Origin of the sequence: Streptomyces bambusae, from assembly GCF_020532645.1 — a bacterium.
GTDB classification, from domain to species: domain Bacteria; phylum Actinomycetota; class Actinomycetes; order Streptomycetales; family Streptomycetaceae; genus Streptomyces; species Streptomyces bambusae.
The window spans coordinates 13,435-27,744 of sequence record NZ_JAJAUZ010000039.1 but is presented as its reverse complement, the minus strand read 5'-3'; the positions used below and the strand labels follow the sequence as shown (position 1 = coordinate 27,744).

Genomic DNA, 14,310 nt, shown 5'->3' with positions numbered 1-14,310 from the left:
TGCGGCATGCCCGTGTCTCCCGCGCTCGCCGAGGATCTCGCCGCGGCGATCAGCATGCTGTACGAGGACGCCGAGCTGGCCCTGATCGACATTTTGCGGCGCGCCGTCGCGGAGGGCATCGACTCGCCGCGGTGGGCCGAGCTGAAGGCGCGCACGGTCGGCGACCTTCGGGAGGCGGTTGAGGAGGTCGCCGCGTCTCTGGAGCAAGATGCGACCGGGGCCGTCGCGGCCGCCCTGGCTGTGGCCTACGACCGTGGGCAGCAGGCCGCCGTGGCCGAGCTGGGCGCGCTGGACACCGGCCGGGAGGCGCAGGCCCGCCGGGTGACGCCGAACGCGCCTGCCGTGGACCGGCTCGCGGCCTCGTACGCGCAGGACACCCGGCCGCTCTACCAGCGGATCACCCGCAGCATCCTCGACGTCTTCCGCACCGTGACCACCCAGGCCGCCGGCACGCAGCTGCTCACCGGGCAGACCCGACGCGCCGCCTCACAGCGGGCGCTCAACGCCTTCGCGCAGCGCGGGGTCACCGGGTTCGTGGACCGGTCCGGCCGGTCCTGGGAACTCGCCGCGTACGCCGAGATGGCCGTGCGGTCCGTGGCCGCCCGAGCCGCGATCGAGGGGCACATCGACGCCCTCGCCAACGTGGGCGTCGGGCTGGTCATCGTGTCGGACGCGCCCCTCGAATGCCCACTGTGCCGGCCGTGGGAGGGCAAGGTGCTGTCGCTCACCGGCGCGGCCGGCGAGCAGACCCTGACCGTCGAGCACACCATGCAGCCGGGCGGGCTGCGGGCGCTGTTCCAGCCGCCGGAGACCGTGCAGGTGCAGGTTGCCGGGACGCTTGCCGAGGCCCGCGGCGCCGGCCTGTTCCACCCGAACTGCCGTCACAGCCTGGCGGCGTACCTGCCCGGCGTGACAACGCGGCCCCCGCGGCACGCGACCCCCGGCACGACGTACGAGGACACGCAGCGGCAGCGGGCGATCGAGCGTCACATCCGCGAGTGGAAGCGCCGCCAGGCCGCGGCCCTCGACGACGACGCACGGGCCCGCGCGGGCGCGTACGTACGGCGCTGGCAGGCGGCCGCGCGCGAGCACGTCGCCGCGCACGAGCACCTCACGCGCAAGCCCGCGCGCGAGCAGATCGGCAAGGCCCGCTAGAAGCCCATCGTCTTGTTCGAACCGTCCGCCGAGGTACGTGGGTCGCCAGACACGCTGAACCACGCGGCAGCCCCGTACACGGCGACGGGAACATCCGTGCGGCCGAGGTTGCCTCCCTTCTCCTTCTCGAAGATGGCCAGCGTCCCGTTGTCGTTGATGGCGTACCTGTACTCGCTGCTGCCGTCGTCCTTGTACGTATACGTCGCCTGGCCTGTGACCGGCGACTGTCCCGTGAACTGGATCTCAACCATGTGTCGGCACGTTACGCGCCGACGGCGCCCCATGTGGGGCTTCGCAGACTTCGGCGCGCCTGGAGCGGGCCGGGACCACCGACCCGCCGGGCGCGGGTCACCTCCAGCACCACCCGGCCGCCCCGCGGCCACACCCCGGCGACCGCCAGGCGCGGCGCCCAACCCCCTGCGGACCGCCAGGCGCGGACCGCCGACGCCCTTGGAGGGCACCCCATGCCTCGACGCACCCTCGCCCGCGCGCACACCCTGCGCGCCGCCGCCTGGTCGCACCCCTACCGCACGGGCCCTTTCGACCCGTACCTGTACGCGGACGGAGGGGACGGCGACGGCTCCGGATCCGGCAGCGGCGACGGAGCAGCAGGCGGTGACGGCGGACAGTCCGGACAGAGTTCGGACGGATCCGGACAGCAGTCCGGACAGGCATCCGCACAGGCCAGCACGCAGGGCGCTCCTGCGGGCGAGGACCCTGCGGCCACCATCAAGCGCCTGGAGAAGGAAGCCTCGGACGCCCGAAAGGAAGCCGCGAAGGACCGGACCGCCGCCAAGGCTCAGGCCGCCGACGACGCGGTTAAGGCGCTCACGGAGAAGCTCGCCAAGGCCCTCGGTCTGGTCGCCGAGGACACGCCGCCGGACCCCAAGGCCCTCGCCGCGGCGATCGCGCAGAAGGACGTCACGATCGCCGACCAGGGCAAGGAACTTCAGGCAAAGGACGTCGAACTCGCCGTGTGGGCCCGCGCTGACAAGGCCGGCGCACGGGCTGCGGCGCTCCTCGATTCCCGCAGCTTCGTCACAGCGCTCGCCGCGCTCGACCCCTCTGCGAAGGGCTTCACCACTGCCCTCGACGACGCCATCAAGGCGGCCGTCAAGGCGAACCCGCAGTTCGCTTCCGCCACGGTCGCCTCAGCGTCTGGCAGCGACCTCTCCGGCGGAACCGGCGAAGGCAGCACGCGCCAGCGCCCTACATCTCTGAGCGCCGCAGTGCGCTCCACCTTCGGCACGTAACCACAGGAGGACCCCGTGCCCATCACTCTTGCCCAGGCCCAGGTCAACAGCCAGGCCGACATCGACTACGCCGTCATCGACAACCTCCGCCGGTACAGCTGGCTTCTCGACCAGATGGTGTTCGACGACACCGTCACCCCGGGCACCGGCGGCGCCAGCCTGACGTACGGCTACGTCCGCCTCACCGCAGCCCGCTCCGCGCAGTTCCGGCAGCTCAACGCCGAGTACACCCCCGGGCAGGCCGCGCGCCAGCAGTTCACCGTGGCACTCAAGCCCCTCGGTGGAGCATTCTCCGTGGACCGGGTCCTTGCGAACCTCGGCCAGGCCGCGTCGAACGAGGTCAGCTTCCAGATGCAGCAGCTGCTGACCGCGACCCGGACCCGCTTCCAGGACGAGCTGATCAACGGCGATGTGGCCGTGGACGCGGCGGGCTACGACGGCCTCGACAAGAGCCTCACGGGGCAGGCAACCGAGTACGTGCCCCTCACCGAGGGCATCACGACGGGCATCCTCGACTGGACCCGCGGCACCATCGACACCCAGGCCGAGGCCATGTCGCAGCTCGACGTGGTCGACGACTGGCTGTCGCGGATCGTGCCGTCTCACACCGGCGGCGGTGACCAGGGCATGCCCGGCGCCCTGCCCCCGGGCGTGAAGGCGATCCTGGGCAACACCCGGAGCATCACCCGCATGCGGGCGCTCGCTCGGTGGGCTGGCATCTACACGCAGGAGCGGGACGACCTTGGCCGGCAGATCGAGCGGTACGGCCCGTGGGTGCTGGTCGACCTCGGCGACAACGCCCTCGGGGCCGCGCCGATCATCCCGAACGAGACCCGGACGCACGGCGGTTCCGCGGACTCCGGCACGTCGACGAACCTCACCGACCTGTACGCGGCCAGCTTCGGTCTGGACGCGCTGCACGGTGCGTCGGTGGCCGGGAACCCGCTGGTCCAGACGTGGATGCCCGATTTCTCGCAGTCCGGCGCGGTCAAGACCGGCGAGATCGAGATGGGCCCGGCGGCCATGGTGCTGCGCAACGTAAAGGCGTGCGGCGCGCTCCGGAACATCAAGGTGGCCTAACCGTGATCACCATCAACAGTCCCGAGAGCGGCTTCTCCGGCGAGGTCGCTGGCGTTCAGTTCTCCCGCGGCGAAGCCACCCTCGACCCGGGGGCGGGCGGCGCGACCGCGGCCCTGGCGTACTTCCACCGGCGCGGCTACCGGATCACGGACAGCGGCACAGTCCGCGAGGACCCGGCCGAGCCGGACCCGCACGCCGACGACGCGTTCGACCCGGCCGCCCACACCGTGGCCGAGGTGATCGCGTACCTCAACGACGCGGACGACGACGAGCGGGCCCGCGTGCTCGCCGCTGAAGAGGCGGGCGAGGCCCGCGCGACCATCCTCAAGAAGGGAGCAGCGTCGTGACGCAGCTCGGCGGCTACAACCGCAACGTCCGCGACCTCCTCGCATACGCCGGCGCCTCCGACCCGGCCAGCCCGGACACCTACTTCCGGCGCAGCATGCCGCGGGTCGGCCTGTACGACTCGGCGGGCGACACCGGCCAGACAGCACTGACCACCCAGGTCATGACGTCCGTGCCGATCTACCTGCACGCCGGGGACGTGGTCACCAACATCGCGGTCCGCTCCGGCGCGACCGCGGCGGACACCCCCACGAACTACTGGTTCGCCCTGTACAGCAACGCGGCCACCCCGGCCCTGCTCGGACAGACCGCGGACCAGACGACCACCGCGTGGGCGGCGAACACCACGAAGAACCTCGCGCTGGCCACGCCGAAGACGATCACCGAGTCCGGCATCTACTGGGTCGGCATCATGGTCAAGGCCACCGCGACCCCCACCCTGCTCGGCTGCGCGGCCGCTCCGGCGATCGTGACCGGCGAGCGGAACCTGTCCCAGTCGTCCGGCTCGTCGCTGACCACGACGGCGCCCGCCACGATCGCGACCCCGACGGCGAAGACTTTCGCGCCGTACGTCGTGATCACCTGAGGAGGCGGGCATGGCACTCACCTCCTCAGCGTCCGTCGCGCTCAACGGCGTCCAGACCAACCCGCTGGACCTCGCCACCCCGGCCATGGACCTGAAGATCCGGGACGCGACGACCTGGTCCACCGGCACCGGAGCGGGCAAGGCGGACCGAATCTGGTCCGACCGACGGACGCTCGCAGCGTCTGCCAGCGAGGATCTCGACCTGGCGGGCGTGCTTGTGGACGCGTTCGGCGCCACGATCACGTTCGCCCGGATCAAGGGCCTGTACATCGCAGCGTCCGCGGCGAACACGAACAACGTCGTCGTCGGCAACGCGACGTCGAACGCCTGGGCGGCGCTGCTCGGCGCGACGCACACGCTGACCCTGCGTCCCGGCACAAGCATCTGCCTCGTGACCGGCGTGGCCGACGCAACGTGCTACGCAGTGACCGCCGGCACCGGGGACCAGCTCAAGATCCTCAACTCCGCGGCCGGCACGTCGGTGACGTACGACATCGGCATCATCGGCTGCTCCGCGTAGGAGGTGGTCGTCGTGCGGGTCTACGCGACCGCCGAGCAGTACGAGGCGTACACGTACGGGACGGCGCCCGCCGATATCGACGGGCGCCTCGCCAGGGCCTCGAAGTTCCTCGACGCCAACGTGTTCCGGTACTGCTGGTACCGGGCCGACGACGCGACCGGCCTCCCCACGGACGCGGTGGTCGCGGCCGCGTTCACGCGCGCGGTGTGTGCGCAGGCGGAGTGGGGCGTCGAGACCGGGGATGTAACCGGTGCCGGGCTGGCCGGCTGGGGCAGCGTGCGCATCGGCGATGTGCAACTGGGCCGGTCGGTCACCTCCGTCAGCGGGGCGGACTCGCCCGGCCGGCAGGTGGCTCCGGCGGTCGGGGACGCGCTCCGCAGCCCCGACCTCACCCCGGACAAGTTCGTGATGGGGGTGGTCGCGTCGTGCTGATCCCCAGCGCTCTCCTCGTCCACCAAGCAACGGTCGAGCCGTACCTCGGCACCGGCCCATCCGGACCGAAGTACGGCCCAGCCTTCACCATCAAGTGCCTGGCGCAGGACAAGACCAGGCTGGTCCGCTCCCCAGAGGGCGACGAGATCACCTCAACCGCGACCGTCTACACCCGGCTCGGGCCCACCGTCCCGGTGAAGAGCCGCGTCACGTTGCCAGCCGGACGGCGGACCACCGTCATCGAGTCCCGGCGGCACGACGGCGGCACCCTGCCCACCCCCAATCACCTCGAACTCAGGCTGCTATGAGCCCGCAGTACGCCCGCATGGAGTGGACCGGGGACCGGCTGTGGACTCAGCGAGGCCGGCGGGTAGCGGAGCGGGGGCTCGATCGGGCGCTGGAGCACGTGCTCGGCGTCTCGAACTCGCGGGTGCCGCTGGAGGAGGGCACCCTCGAACGCTCCGGCAAGGCGTCGCGCGAGGGTCTGAACGGGACGATCTCGTACGACACCGTGTACGCCGTCCGCCAGCACGAAGAGCTGACCTGGCGGCATCTCCCCGGCCGCCGCGCGAAGTACTTGGAGTCCGCGGTCAACGACTCCAGAGAGACCGTCGCGCGGCTGATGGCTGTGTCCCTGCGGGACTGGCTCCGCGGCTGACCCGTACGCCCGCACGCGGGCGCCTGACCCGCGTGGGGAGGTGCGCCTGTGGGCTACACCCGCGACCTCGTCACCGGTGTCGCTGCGCTGCTGTCCGATGCCGGGCTCGGCGTGTACGAACCGGACGGCGTGTACGCCGAGGGCACGCACGCGATCACCTACGGCGTGATGCCGGAAGAGCCGACCCGGGTCATCTGCCTGACTCCGTACCCGGTGGAGGACACCGGCCTCACGGACGTCATCACCGGCATGCAGGTCCGCATGCGTGAAGGGCTCGATCCCACCGCGGTGCTCGACCTGGCCGACCTCGTCCGCGACGAACTCCACGGCCGGGAGGCATTGCTGTTCGGGACCACGCGCGTCGGCCTGATCTGGCGGGAGTCCGAGGGCCCGATGGGCCAGGACCCGCATGGGCGCGAGGAGATCTCCGCCACCTACTACATCCGGGCCACACGGCCCTCCCCCTACGCGCACGAATAGAAGGAGGGGCCGTCATGTCGACGCCCACCGAAGTCGCACTCGCCCGTCACTGGCGCATGGACGTCAATATGGGCCCGGACCTGACGCCGGACTGGCAGCTGTGCCCGGCGATCACGGAGTTTCAGCCGACGTGGCCGCCGAACTTCGAGGACTCCACGACCTACGACTCCGAGGGGTGGGAGGAGTCGACCAAGACGAGCCAGTCCTGGCAGATCGAGGCCACCTTCAACCGCAAGGTGTCTGAGGACTCCACGACCTTCAGCACGGTGCACGAGAAGCTGCGGACGGTCTCGTTCGGCTTCGACGCTGCCTCGAAGGTCGGCGTCCGCTTCTACAAACGCGACGGCAGCCCGGAGGCGTACAGCGGGACCGTGCTGGTCGAATGGGAGGACCAGGGCGGCGACTACAAGGCCCTGGGGCAGGTGAAGGTGACCCTCAAGGGCACCGGCCAGCTGAACCTGATCACGAACCCGGTGACCCCGTGAGCACGCTGAAGGTTCTCGACGAGTTCCTCGACGACTCGCTCACACTGCCCGTCCGGTGCACGGACGGGCAGGTTCGCGAGTTCGTCATCCCGGGCGTCTCGGCCGAGGACGGCCTCCGGGTGCAGCGCCTCATGGAGGTGGGCCTCCAGCTGGCGGCCGGCGCGGAGGACATCCGCACGGACGTCCTCGACGACGCCCAGGAGCTGGACCTCTACCGGACGGCGCTCGGGCCCGCGTACGAGGATGCCCTCGCCCAGCTGGACTGGCCGCGGTTCCGGCACGTCGCGATGACCGCGGTCGTGTGGATCACGCAGGGCCTGGAGGCCGCCGAGGCGTACTGGCTGGCGGACGGCCGCCCTTCTCAGCAGGGCCCGGCCAACAGGGAGCAGCGCCGGGCCTCATCCCGTGCGGCGAAATCGACCCCGTCACAGGGCTCGCGGAGTGGTACGAGTACCCGGCCGGCTATCGCCCGCGCCCGCAAGGCCGCTCAGACCTGACGTGGGGCGCGCTGCTCGCCGAATGGCCGCTGATCGAGGCCGACATGCACGAGACGTACGGCATCGACCTCGACACCCCGGGCCTGCTGCGGGCCCGGTCGTGGCGGTGGCTGCGGCTGCGGATCCTCGGCCTCCTCTCCTCTGAGACGCGCCTGAGCAGGCATTTCGCGCCGCCGGAGCCCAAGACGACGTAGCCGAGGGGGTGCTCCATGGCCCTCAACGTGGGCGAGCTGGTGGCCACAATCCGCGCGGACGACAGCGGGTGGCGGGCCGGCCTGGCCGCCGCGCAGCTCCGGCTCCGCGGCCTGACCACCGACGCCGACGGACGCCTCCGCGACCTTCGCGGGAGGTTCGTCACCGAGGGCGAGGCCGCCGGCCGCAGCTTCGCTGACGGCATCAGCGCACACGCCGAGCGCGCGGTCGGCGCCATCAAGAAGATCGGCCCGGCGGCGGCCGGAATCAGCGCGGGCGTGCCGGCGGCCGCGGCGCTGGCCACGGCTCTCGGGTCGGTGGCGGCCGGTGCAGTCGCCGCCCAGCTCGGGGTGCAGGCGTTCAAGCTGGCTGCGCAGCCGCAGCTGGAGGCCATGACGGAGGCGTCAGAGGCTGCGCAGGCGGCGGAGGACGCTCACGCGAAGGCGCAGCTGAAAGCCGCCGCCGCGGCCAAGCTCGCGGCGACGGGCGGCGAGGAGTACAAGGCCGCGCTTGCCGAGTCCCAGGCCGCCTCGAAGGCGGCGAAGGACGCGGACGCGGCGTACCAGGCGCAGCTGGCGGACCTGCCGCCGGCTACCCGCGCGGCGGCCATGGAGCAGGCCAAGCTGAAGAAGGCCCACCAGGACTGGAGCGACAGCCTGGCAGGCACGACGATGCCCGTCTTCACACAGGGCATGCAGCTGCTGCGCCAACTCCTGCCTCAGCTGACCCCGTTCGTGAAGGCGGCGGCCACCGCCTTCAGCGGACTCCTCACGAAGGTGTCCGCCGGGGTCAAGTCCGCCGGCTTCAAGCAGTGGGCCGCCGACATGGCCGCCGCCACCGGCCCGGCCATCACCAACTTCGTGACCGCCCTCGGCAACATCGCCAAGGGGTTCATGGGCCTGATGCAGGCCTTCCTCCCGACCAGTGCCGGCGTGACAGGCGGGCTGGTTGCCATGACCGCCGCTTTCGCCAACTGGGGCACCAGCCTCAAGGGCAGCGAAGGCTTCGCACAGTTCCTTCAGCTGGCGTCCGCCGGCGGCCAGACCCTCGGCACGCTGGCCGAGGCAGCCGTGTCTCTGCTGGTGGCGCTCGGGCCGGTGCTCGGCGTAACGACGCAGCTCGTCACCATCCTGGCGCAGCTCGTCAGCGCCACCCCTCTGCCTGTCCTTCAGGCCCTGGCTGCGGTGCTGGTGGTGGTCAAGGGCGGGCTGATGGCGCACGCGGCGTGGCTGTCCATCGTGGCCGCGCGGACGCGGTTCGTTGAGTCGGCGGCGGGCCGGGCCATCATGGCGTGGGCCCGGATGGCCGCGGCGGCGGTCGCTTCGGCTGCCCGTGCGGCGGTGGCGTGGGTGCGGTCGTCGGCCATGATGGTCGCGGCCTGGGTCCGGATGAACGCGGTCGGGCTGGCGTCGATGGCCAGAATCGCTGCCGCGTCGACGGCCGCGGCGCTGCGGTCTGCGGCGGCGTGGACGGGGTCGGCGCTCGCCTCGATCGGCACGTGGGTGGCGGCGGTTGCCCGGGCGGCGGCTGCGTCGGCGGCGTCGTTCGTGATGATGGCGGCGCGCGCGGTGGTGTGGGCGGCGCAGATGGCGGCGTCGTGGATCGTGGCGATGGGCCCGGTGGGCTGGATCATCGCGGCGGTGGTGGGCCTGGTTGCGCTGATCGTCATGAACTGGGACCGCATCAAGGCGTTTACGGTCGCGGCGTGGGATTGGATTTGGCAGAAGGTTAAATCCGCAGTGAATTTCATGGTTCAGATTTTCATGAACTTCACGCTCCCCGGCCTGATCATGAAGCACTGGAACTCCATCAAGTCCGGTGCATCCGCAGCCTGGAGCGCGATTGTCGGATGGCTCCGACGCGTGCCCAGCATGATCTACCAGGCATTTCTGAATTTCACGCCAATCGGCCTCATGATCAAGCACTGGACGACGATCCGCACGGTCATCGTCCAGAAAGCCCTGGCCGCCGTGGCCTGGCTGCGCGGCCTGCCGGGCATGATGGCCAACGCGCTCGGCAACTTGGGCTCGCTGCTCTATTCCAAGGGCACCGCAGTGGTTCAGGGCCTGTGGCGCGGAATTCAGGCCATGGGCGGTTGGATTCGCGGACAGCTCATGGCGTGGGCGCGGCGCATCATCCCCGGGCCTATCGCAAAAGCCTTGGGAATTGCGTCACCCTCTAAGGTCACCACGGCGCAGGGGCGCTGGATTGCCCGCGGTCTGATCGTCGGCATGACGGGCACCTCGAAGCAGGTGCGGGCGGCTGCGACCAGGTTGGCGGACATCGTCCGGGACAGCATGCGGCCCGGCCGGGCCCGGAATCAGGCGCTGGCCACGATCAGCCGGGGCACCGGCACGCTGCTGACCCTGGCGGCCCGCGAGGAGCGGCTCGCCGTCCGCATGCGGGCGGCGACCGCAGCGCTCGCGGACCAGATCAAGGCGCGCGACAAGCTCACCGCGGACGTGAAGGCTGGCGTGCTCGACAGCGCCAACATCACCAAGGGCACGGCCGGCGAGCCGATGGCCGCCGAGCAGCTGCTCGGCAACCTGCGCGCCAAGATGGAGCAGGCCAAGCAGTTCGCCGCCCAGCTTGCGCAGCTGCGGAAGAAGGGGGTCAGGTCCGACCTGATCGCCCAGATTGCGCAGGCCGGTGTCGAGCAGGGCGCCTCCGCCCTGGCAGCGCTGTCCAGCGCGAACGCGGGGCAGATCCGGGAGATCAACGCCACGCAGGCGCAGCTGGTGACCGCGGCCGGGCAGGCTGGCTCGGTGGCTGGCGAGGCCATGTACGGCGCGGGCATTCAGGCGGCCCGGGGTCTGATCGCCGGTCTCCAGAAGGAGAAGTCGGCGATCGAGCGGCAGATGCTCGCCATCGCCAAGGGCATGTCGGCCGCCATCCGGAAGGCGCTCGGGATCAGGTCGCCGTCGCGGGTGATGGCCAGCGAGGTCGGCCGGCACATCCCGGCTGGCATCGCGGCCGGTATCCGGGCGGGCGCCGGACGGCTGGACGCCACGATGGCGGGTCTCGTCGATCCGTCCCGCGTGTCCACCACGGTCGGCGGGCCGGGCCGGGGCTCGGGTGCCGTCGGTGGCGGTGCGGCGGTGCCGTCGCCGCGGGTGATCGTCGAGGTGCGCGGCCCGGCGGCGGTTCGAGAGCTGATCCGGGACATCGTCATCGACTACGGCGGCGGCGACGTCGTGCGCGCGCTCGGCCGCGCCTGACCAGGGAGGAGGGGTGCGGTGAGCTACCGGCCGGAGGTCGAGGCGCAGATCGACGGGGTGTGGACGTCGCTGTCCGCGGACCTCATCACGGAGGAGCCGATCACGATCGAGCGGGGCCGGTCTGCGCGCGGCACCCGGTCGGATCCGACGTCCGTGCGGCTGTCGCTGAAGGGCGACCGGTACGCCACCAGGAATCCGTTGTCGGACCTGTACGGGCGGTTCGGTCGGGGCACTCCGTTGCGGGTGTCCCGGCCGGGCGCCGAGTCGTACCTCAGCCTGCCGGGCACGGCGACGGCGTACGCGTCGACGCCGGATCACGCGTCGCTGGACATCACCGGCGATATCGACATCCGGTGCGAGGCGTCGATCGTGTGGTCGGCCGTCGTCAACCAGGCCCTGATCGGCAAGTGGGAGTCGGCCACGGCGCAGCGGTCGTACGCGCTGTCGGTGAGTCAGGGCACCGTGAGCCTCCGGTTCAGCACGACGGGCGGCAACAGCCTCTTCTACACGCTGTCGCTGCCCGCCACGCTGCCGCGCCGGGCGGCGCTGCGCGGCACCCTGGACGTCAACAACGGCGCCGGCGGGTTCACCGCCGCCCTGTACTGGGCGGAATCCCTCGACGGCCCGTGGACCCTGATCGGGTCGGCCAGCGACACGTCTCTCGGCGTGATCACCCTGTTCTCCAGCACCTCAGACCTCAAAGTGCCGCCGCTGCCGTCCGGTTTCAACCCGACGCGGGGCCGGATCCACCGGGCCGAGGTCCGCTCCGGCATCGGCGGGACGATCGTTGCCGCGCCGGACCTCCGCGGCCTGACGCCGGGCACGACGATGTGGACCGATTCTGCGGGCCGGCCGTGGACGACGACGTCGGACGCGGAGATCACCAACCGTCAGTACCGGGCACACGTGGAGGCGACCAACCTGGGGCCGCCGCGGTGGGACACGGCCGGACAGTTCATCCGAACGCCCGTGCACGGCGCGGGCATCCTCGACCGGCTCACCCAGGGCTCCGTGCCCCTGAAATCGGCGCTGCGCAGGCGGATCCCGTCTGGGTCTCCGCTGGCGTACTGGCCGATGGAGGACGCCCCGGCGGCGAACCGGGTGGCCTCACCTCTGCCCGGCGTCGCGTCCGCGAGGGTCACCGGCTTTACGTTCGGGGCCGACGATTCGATGCCGGGCTCGGCGGCACTGCCCGCTGCCGGTGCGTCGGCGACGCTGACGGCCTCGGTGCCGGCGACGACCGCCACCGGCTGGCAGGTCGAGTGCGTCTACCGCATCGACCAGTCCCCGCCCGCCGGGTTCACCCAGGTGCTGCGGGTCAACGTGAGCGGGACCGGCCCGGGCGGGATGGCCGCGGCGATCCTGTACGTCAGTACCGGCGGCCTGAAGATGGAGCTGCGCGACGCCTCCGACGCGGTCATCGTCGACGCCACCTTCAACAATGCTGCGGCCACCAGCCAGTTCTTCAACCGATGGAACCGATTGGCGATCTTCACCGCGCCGTCCGGCGGCGACACCCAGGTCGTCGGCATGTGGCGCGACATCAACGGGACCGGCGGCTACTCGTACGTCGTCACCGCCTACACCGGCCTGCCCGGCAACGCGAACGGCATCACCGGCACGTGGGGCACCGCGCTGGAGGGGATCCGTATCGGGCACCTCGCCGCTTTCGCCGCGACCGGCACGCCACACCCGGGCGCCGCACCCGGAAATCTGATCTTCGATGGGGCGGACGACGCGTACAACGGCGAGACCGCCATCACCAGGATCGGGCGCCTCAGCCTGGAGGAGGCCGCGACCCTCGACATCACCACCGACGACGGGGACTACACGACGGGATCCATGCGGCTGGGGCCGCAGCCGATCGCGACGATCGTGTCCCTGCTGGAGGAGTGCGCGGAGGCCGACGGCGGGATCCTGTACGAGCGGGCAGACCGTCTCGGCCTCTTCTACCGGGACCGCGCGACGCTCTACAACCAGACGCCGCGGCTGGTGCTGGACTACGCGTCGGGTGGGCACATCGCGCCGCCGCTGGAGCTGGCGGAGCGGCTGGCGGACGTCGTCAACGACATGACCGTGAAGCGTAGGAACGGCTCCAGCGCGCGGGCAACACGGGGCGACGGGCCGCTGTCGACGGCGCCGCCGCCGGCCGGTGCCGGCCCGCGGCCGCAGGAGACGGAGCTGTCGCTGTACGACGACTCCACGACGGGCCCGATCGCCGGGTGGCTGGTGCACCTGGGCACTCCGGAGCAGCCGCACTTCCCCAAGGTCAGGATCCTGCTGCACAAAGCAGTCGACCTGATCGATGACGTGCTCGCGCTGGAGATCGGCGATCTGATCCGGCTCACGAACCTGCCGCCGTGGCTGTCGCCGGACGACGTGGACCTGATCGTCGAGGGCTACGAGGAGTCGTGGCCGACGCCCCACACGTGGGTGATCACCCTGAACTGCACGCCCGGGTCGCTGTGGACGGTCGGGGTGGTGGACGATGCCGAGCTGGGCCGGGTGGACACCGACGGGTCCGTGCTCGGCCGGGACGCGACCTCGTCGGACACGACGCTGATCGTGGCGACGGTGCAGGAGGAGACGGCACGGCACGGGGAAGGGGCGCAGGACCCGGCGGACTACCCGCTCGACCTGCGAGTGGGTGGTGAGGTGGTGACCGCGTCGGCGGCCGCCGAGCTGCTCCTCGACACCTACACGCGGACGGTGGCGGCCGGCTCGTGGGGGACGGCGACGGACGGGCACTCGTGGGTGCTGGCCGGCGGTTCGAACTCGGAGCGGTCGGTGGCGTCTGGGCGGGGCGTGGTGACGATCTCCTCGTCGCAGACCACGCTGCGGGCGCAGACCGTGGCCGAGGAGTGCCGAGACGCGGAGATCCTGGCGACGGTGGCCGTGTCGCAGACCTCGACCGGCGGCTCGCAGACGCCGTGTGTGCTGCTCCGCTACCTGAACACGACTGATCACTACCGCGTTCGTCTCCATTTCACGACGGGCGGGAATACGAACCTGGCCGTCTGCCGAGGCTCAACGCAGATCGACGCGAACGTGTCGCTGGGCTTCACGTACTCGGCCGGCGACCAGTTCCGTATCCGGGCCCGGCTGATCGGGCACCGGGTCCTCGCGAAGGCCTGGCCGATCACTGGCGCGGAGCCGGCGGCCTGGCAGATCGACCGCACGATCACCAGCTCGACGATCGAATCGGGGGCGGTCGGGGTGGGCGCGGTGGCCCTGTCCGGCAACACCAACACGGGCGTCGAGTTCAGGTTCGACGACGTGATCGTGCCGACACCGCAGCGCATCACGGTGACGCGGGCCGTGAACGGGATCGTCAAGACCCAGTCGGCCGGGACCGACGTGCGGCTCGCTACGCCGACCATCACCGCTCTGTAGGAGTAGGAGGTAGCTC

16 protein-coding genes are annotated in these 14,310 nt (G+C 71.2%); 15 read left to right on the top strand and 1 reads right to left on the bottom strand.

Annotation, left to right across the window (positions count from 1 at the left end):
• Positions 1-6: 6 nt before the first annotated feature.
• The gene (locus LG634_RS24660; protein WP_226736376.1) at positions 7-1,155 is read left to right on the top strand and encodes a phage minor capsid protein; all 1,149 of its coding nucleotides are present in this window, start codon (positions 7-9) and stop codon (positions 1,153-1,155) included.
• Here LG634_RS24660 and LG634_RS24655 read toward each other — a convergent pair.
• Complete coding sequence (locus LG634_RS24655; RefSeq protein ID WP_226736375.1) at positions 1,152-1,406, bottom strand: hypothetical protein; 255 nt, start codon at positions 1,404-1,406, stop codon at positions 1,152-1,154. The genes LG634_RS24660 and LG634_RS24655 overlap by 4 nt on opposite strands.
• A 213-nt stretch (positions 1,407-1,619) precedes the next feature.
• Here LG634_RS24655 and LG634_RS24650 point away from each other — a divergent pair, with 213 nt between their 5' ends.
• The 14 genes from LG634_RS24650 to LG634_RS24585 are packed head-to-tail and all read left to right on the top strand — an operon-like array spanning position 1,620 to position 14,294.
• Entirely contained in the window at positions 1,620-2,408 is a 789-nt protein-coding gene (locus LG634_RS24650) for a hypothetical protein (RefSeq protein ID WP_226736373.1), read from the top strand.
• 15 nt (positions 2,409-2,423) lie between these two features.
• Complete coding sequence (locus tag LG634_RS24645; protein ID WP_226736371.1) at positions 2,424-3,488, top strand: major capsid protein; 1,065 nt, start codon at positions 2,424-2,426, stop codon at positions 3,486-3,488.
• Positions 3,489-3,490: 2 nt separating this feature from the next.
• Positions 3,491-3,835, top strand: a complete 345-nt coding sequence (locus LG634_RS24640) for a hypothetical protein (protein WP_226736369.1) — start codon at positions 3,491-3,493, stop codon at positions 3,833-3,835.
• Positions 3,832-4,419 (top strand): hypothetical protein, encoded by a 588-nt coding sequence (locus LG634_RS24635; protein ID WP_226736367.1) that lies wholly within the window; start codon positions 3,832-3,834, stop codon positions 4,417-4,419. The genes LG634_RS24640 and LG634_RS24635 overlap by 4 nt, the downstream gene beginning before the upstream one ends.
• A gap of 10 nt (positions 4,420-4,429) precedes the next feature.
• Positions 4,430-4,939 (top strand): hypothetical protein, encoded by a 510-nt coding sequence (locus tag LG634_RS24630; protein WP_226736365.1) that lies wholly within the window; start codon positions 4,430-4,432, stop codon positions 4,937-4,939.
• Between the two features lie 12 nt (positions 4,940-4,951).
• A complete protein-coding gene (locus LG634_RS24625; protein ID WP_226736363.1) occupies positions 4,952-5,371 on the top strand; it encodes a hypothetical protein in 420 nt (139 codons plus the stop codon).
• Complete coding sequence (locus tag LG634_RS24620) at positions 5,365-5,679, top strand: hypothetical protein (RefSeq protein WP_226736361.1); 315 nt, start codon at positions 5,365-5,367, stop codon at positions 5,677-5,679. Before LG634_RS24625 ends, LG634_RS24620 begins: the two co-directional genes overlap by 7 nt.
• Complete coding sequence (locus tag LG634_RS24615; RefSeq protein WP_226736359.1) at positions 5,676-6,029, top strand: hypothetical protein; 354 nt, start codon at positions 5,676-5,678, stop codon at positions 6,027-6,029. Before LG634_RS24620 ends, LG634_RS24615 begins: the two co-directional genes overlap by 4 nt.
• 48 nt (positions 6,030-6,077) lie before the next feature.
• Positions 6,078-6,509, top strand: a complete 432-nt coding sequence (locus LG634_RS24610) for a minor capsid protein (protein WP_226736357.1) — start codon at positions 6,078-6,080, stop codon at positions 6,507-6,509.
• A gap of 14 nt (positions 6,510-6,523) precedes the next feature.
• Entirely contained in the window at positions 6,524-6,994 is a 471-nt protein-coding gene (locus LG634_RS24605; RefSeq protein WP_226736355.1) for a phage tail tube protein, read from the top strand.
• Positions 6,991-7,491 (top strand): DUF7426 family protein, encoded by a 501-nt coding sequence (locus LG634_RS24600; protein WP_226736354.1) that lies wholly within the window; start codon positions 6,991-6,993, stop codon positions 7,489-7,491. The genes LG634_RS24605 and LG634_RS24600 overlap by 4 nt, the downstream gene beginning before the upstream one ends.
• Positions 7,492-7,535: 44 nt before the next feature.
• Positions 7,536-7,685 carry a hypothetical protein gene (locus LG634_RS24595; RefSeq protein WP_226736352.1) on the top strand — a complete coding sequence of 50 codons (150 nt, stop codon included), beginning with the start codon at positions 7,536-7,538 and terminating at the stop codon, positions 7,683-7,685.
• Between the two features lie 15 nt (positions 7,686-7,700).
• Positions 7,701-10,901, top strand: coding sequence for a phage tail family protein (locus tag LG634_RS24590; protein ID WP_226736350.1), 3,201 nt, complete (start codon positions 7,701-7,703; stop codon positions 10,899-10,901).
• 18 nt (positions 10,902-10,919) lie between these two features.
• Positions 10,920-14,294, top strand: a complete 3,375-nt coding sequence (locus LG634_RS24585; protein WP_226736349.1) for a hypothetical protein — start codon at positions 10,920-10,922, stop codon at positions 14,292-14,294.
• Positions 14,295-14,310 lie beyond the last annotated feature (16 nt).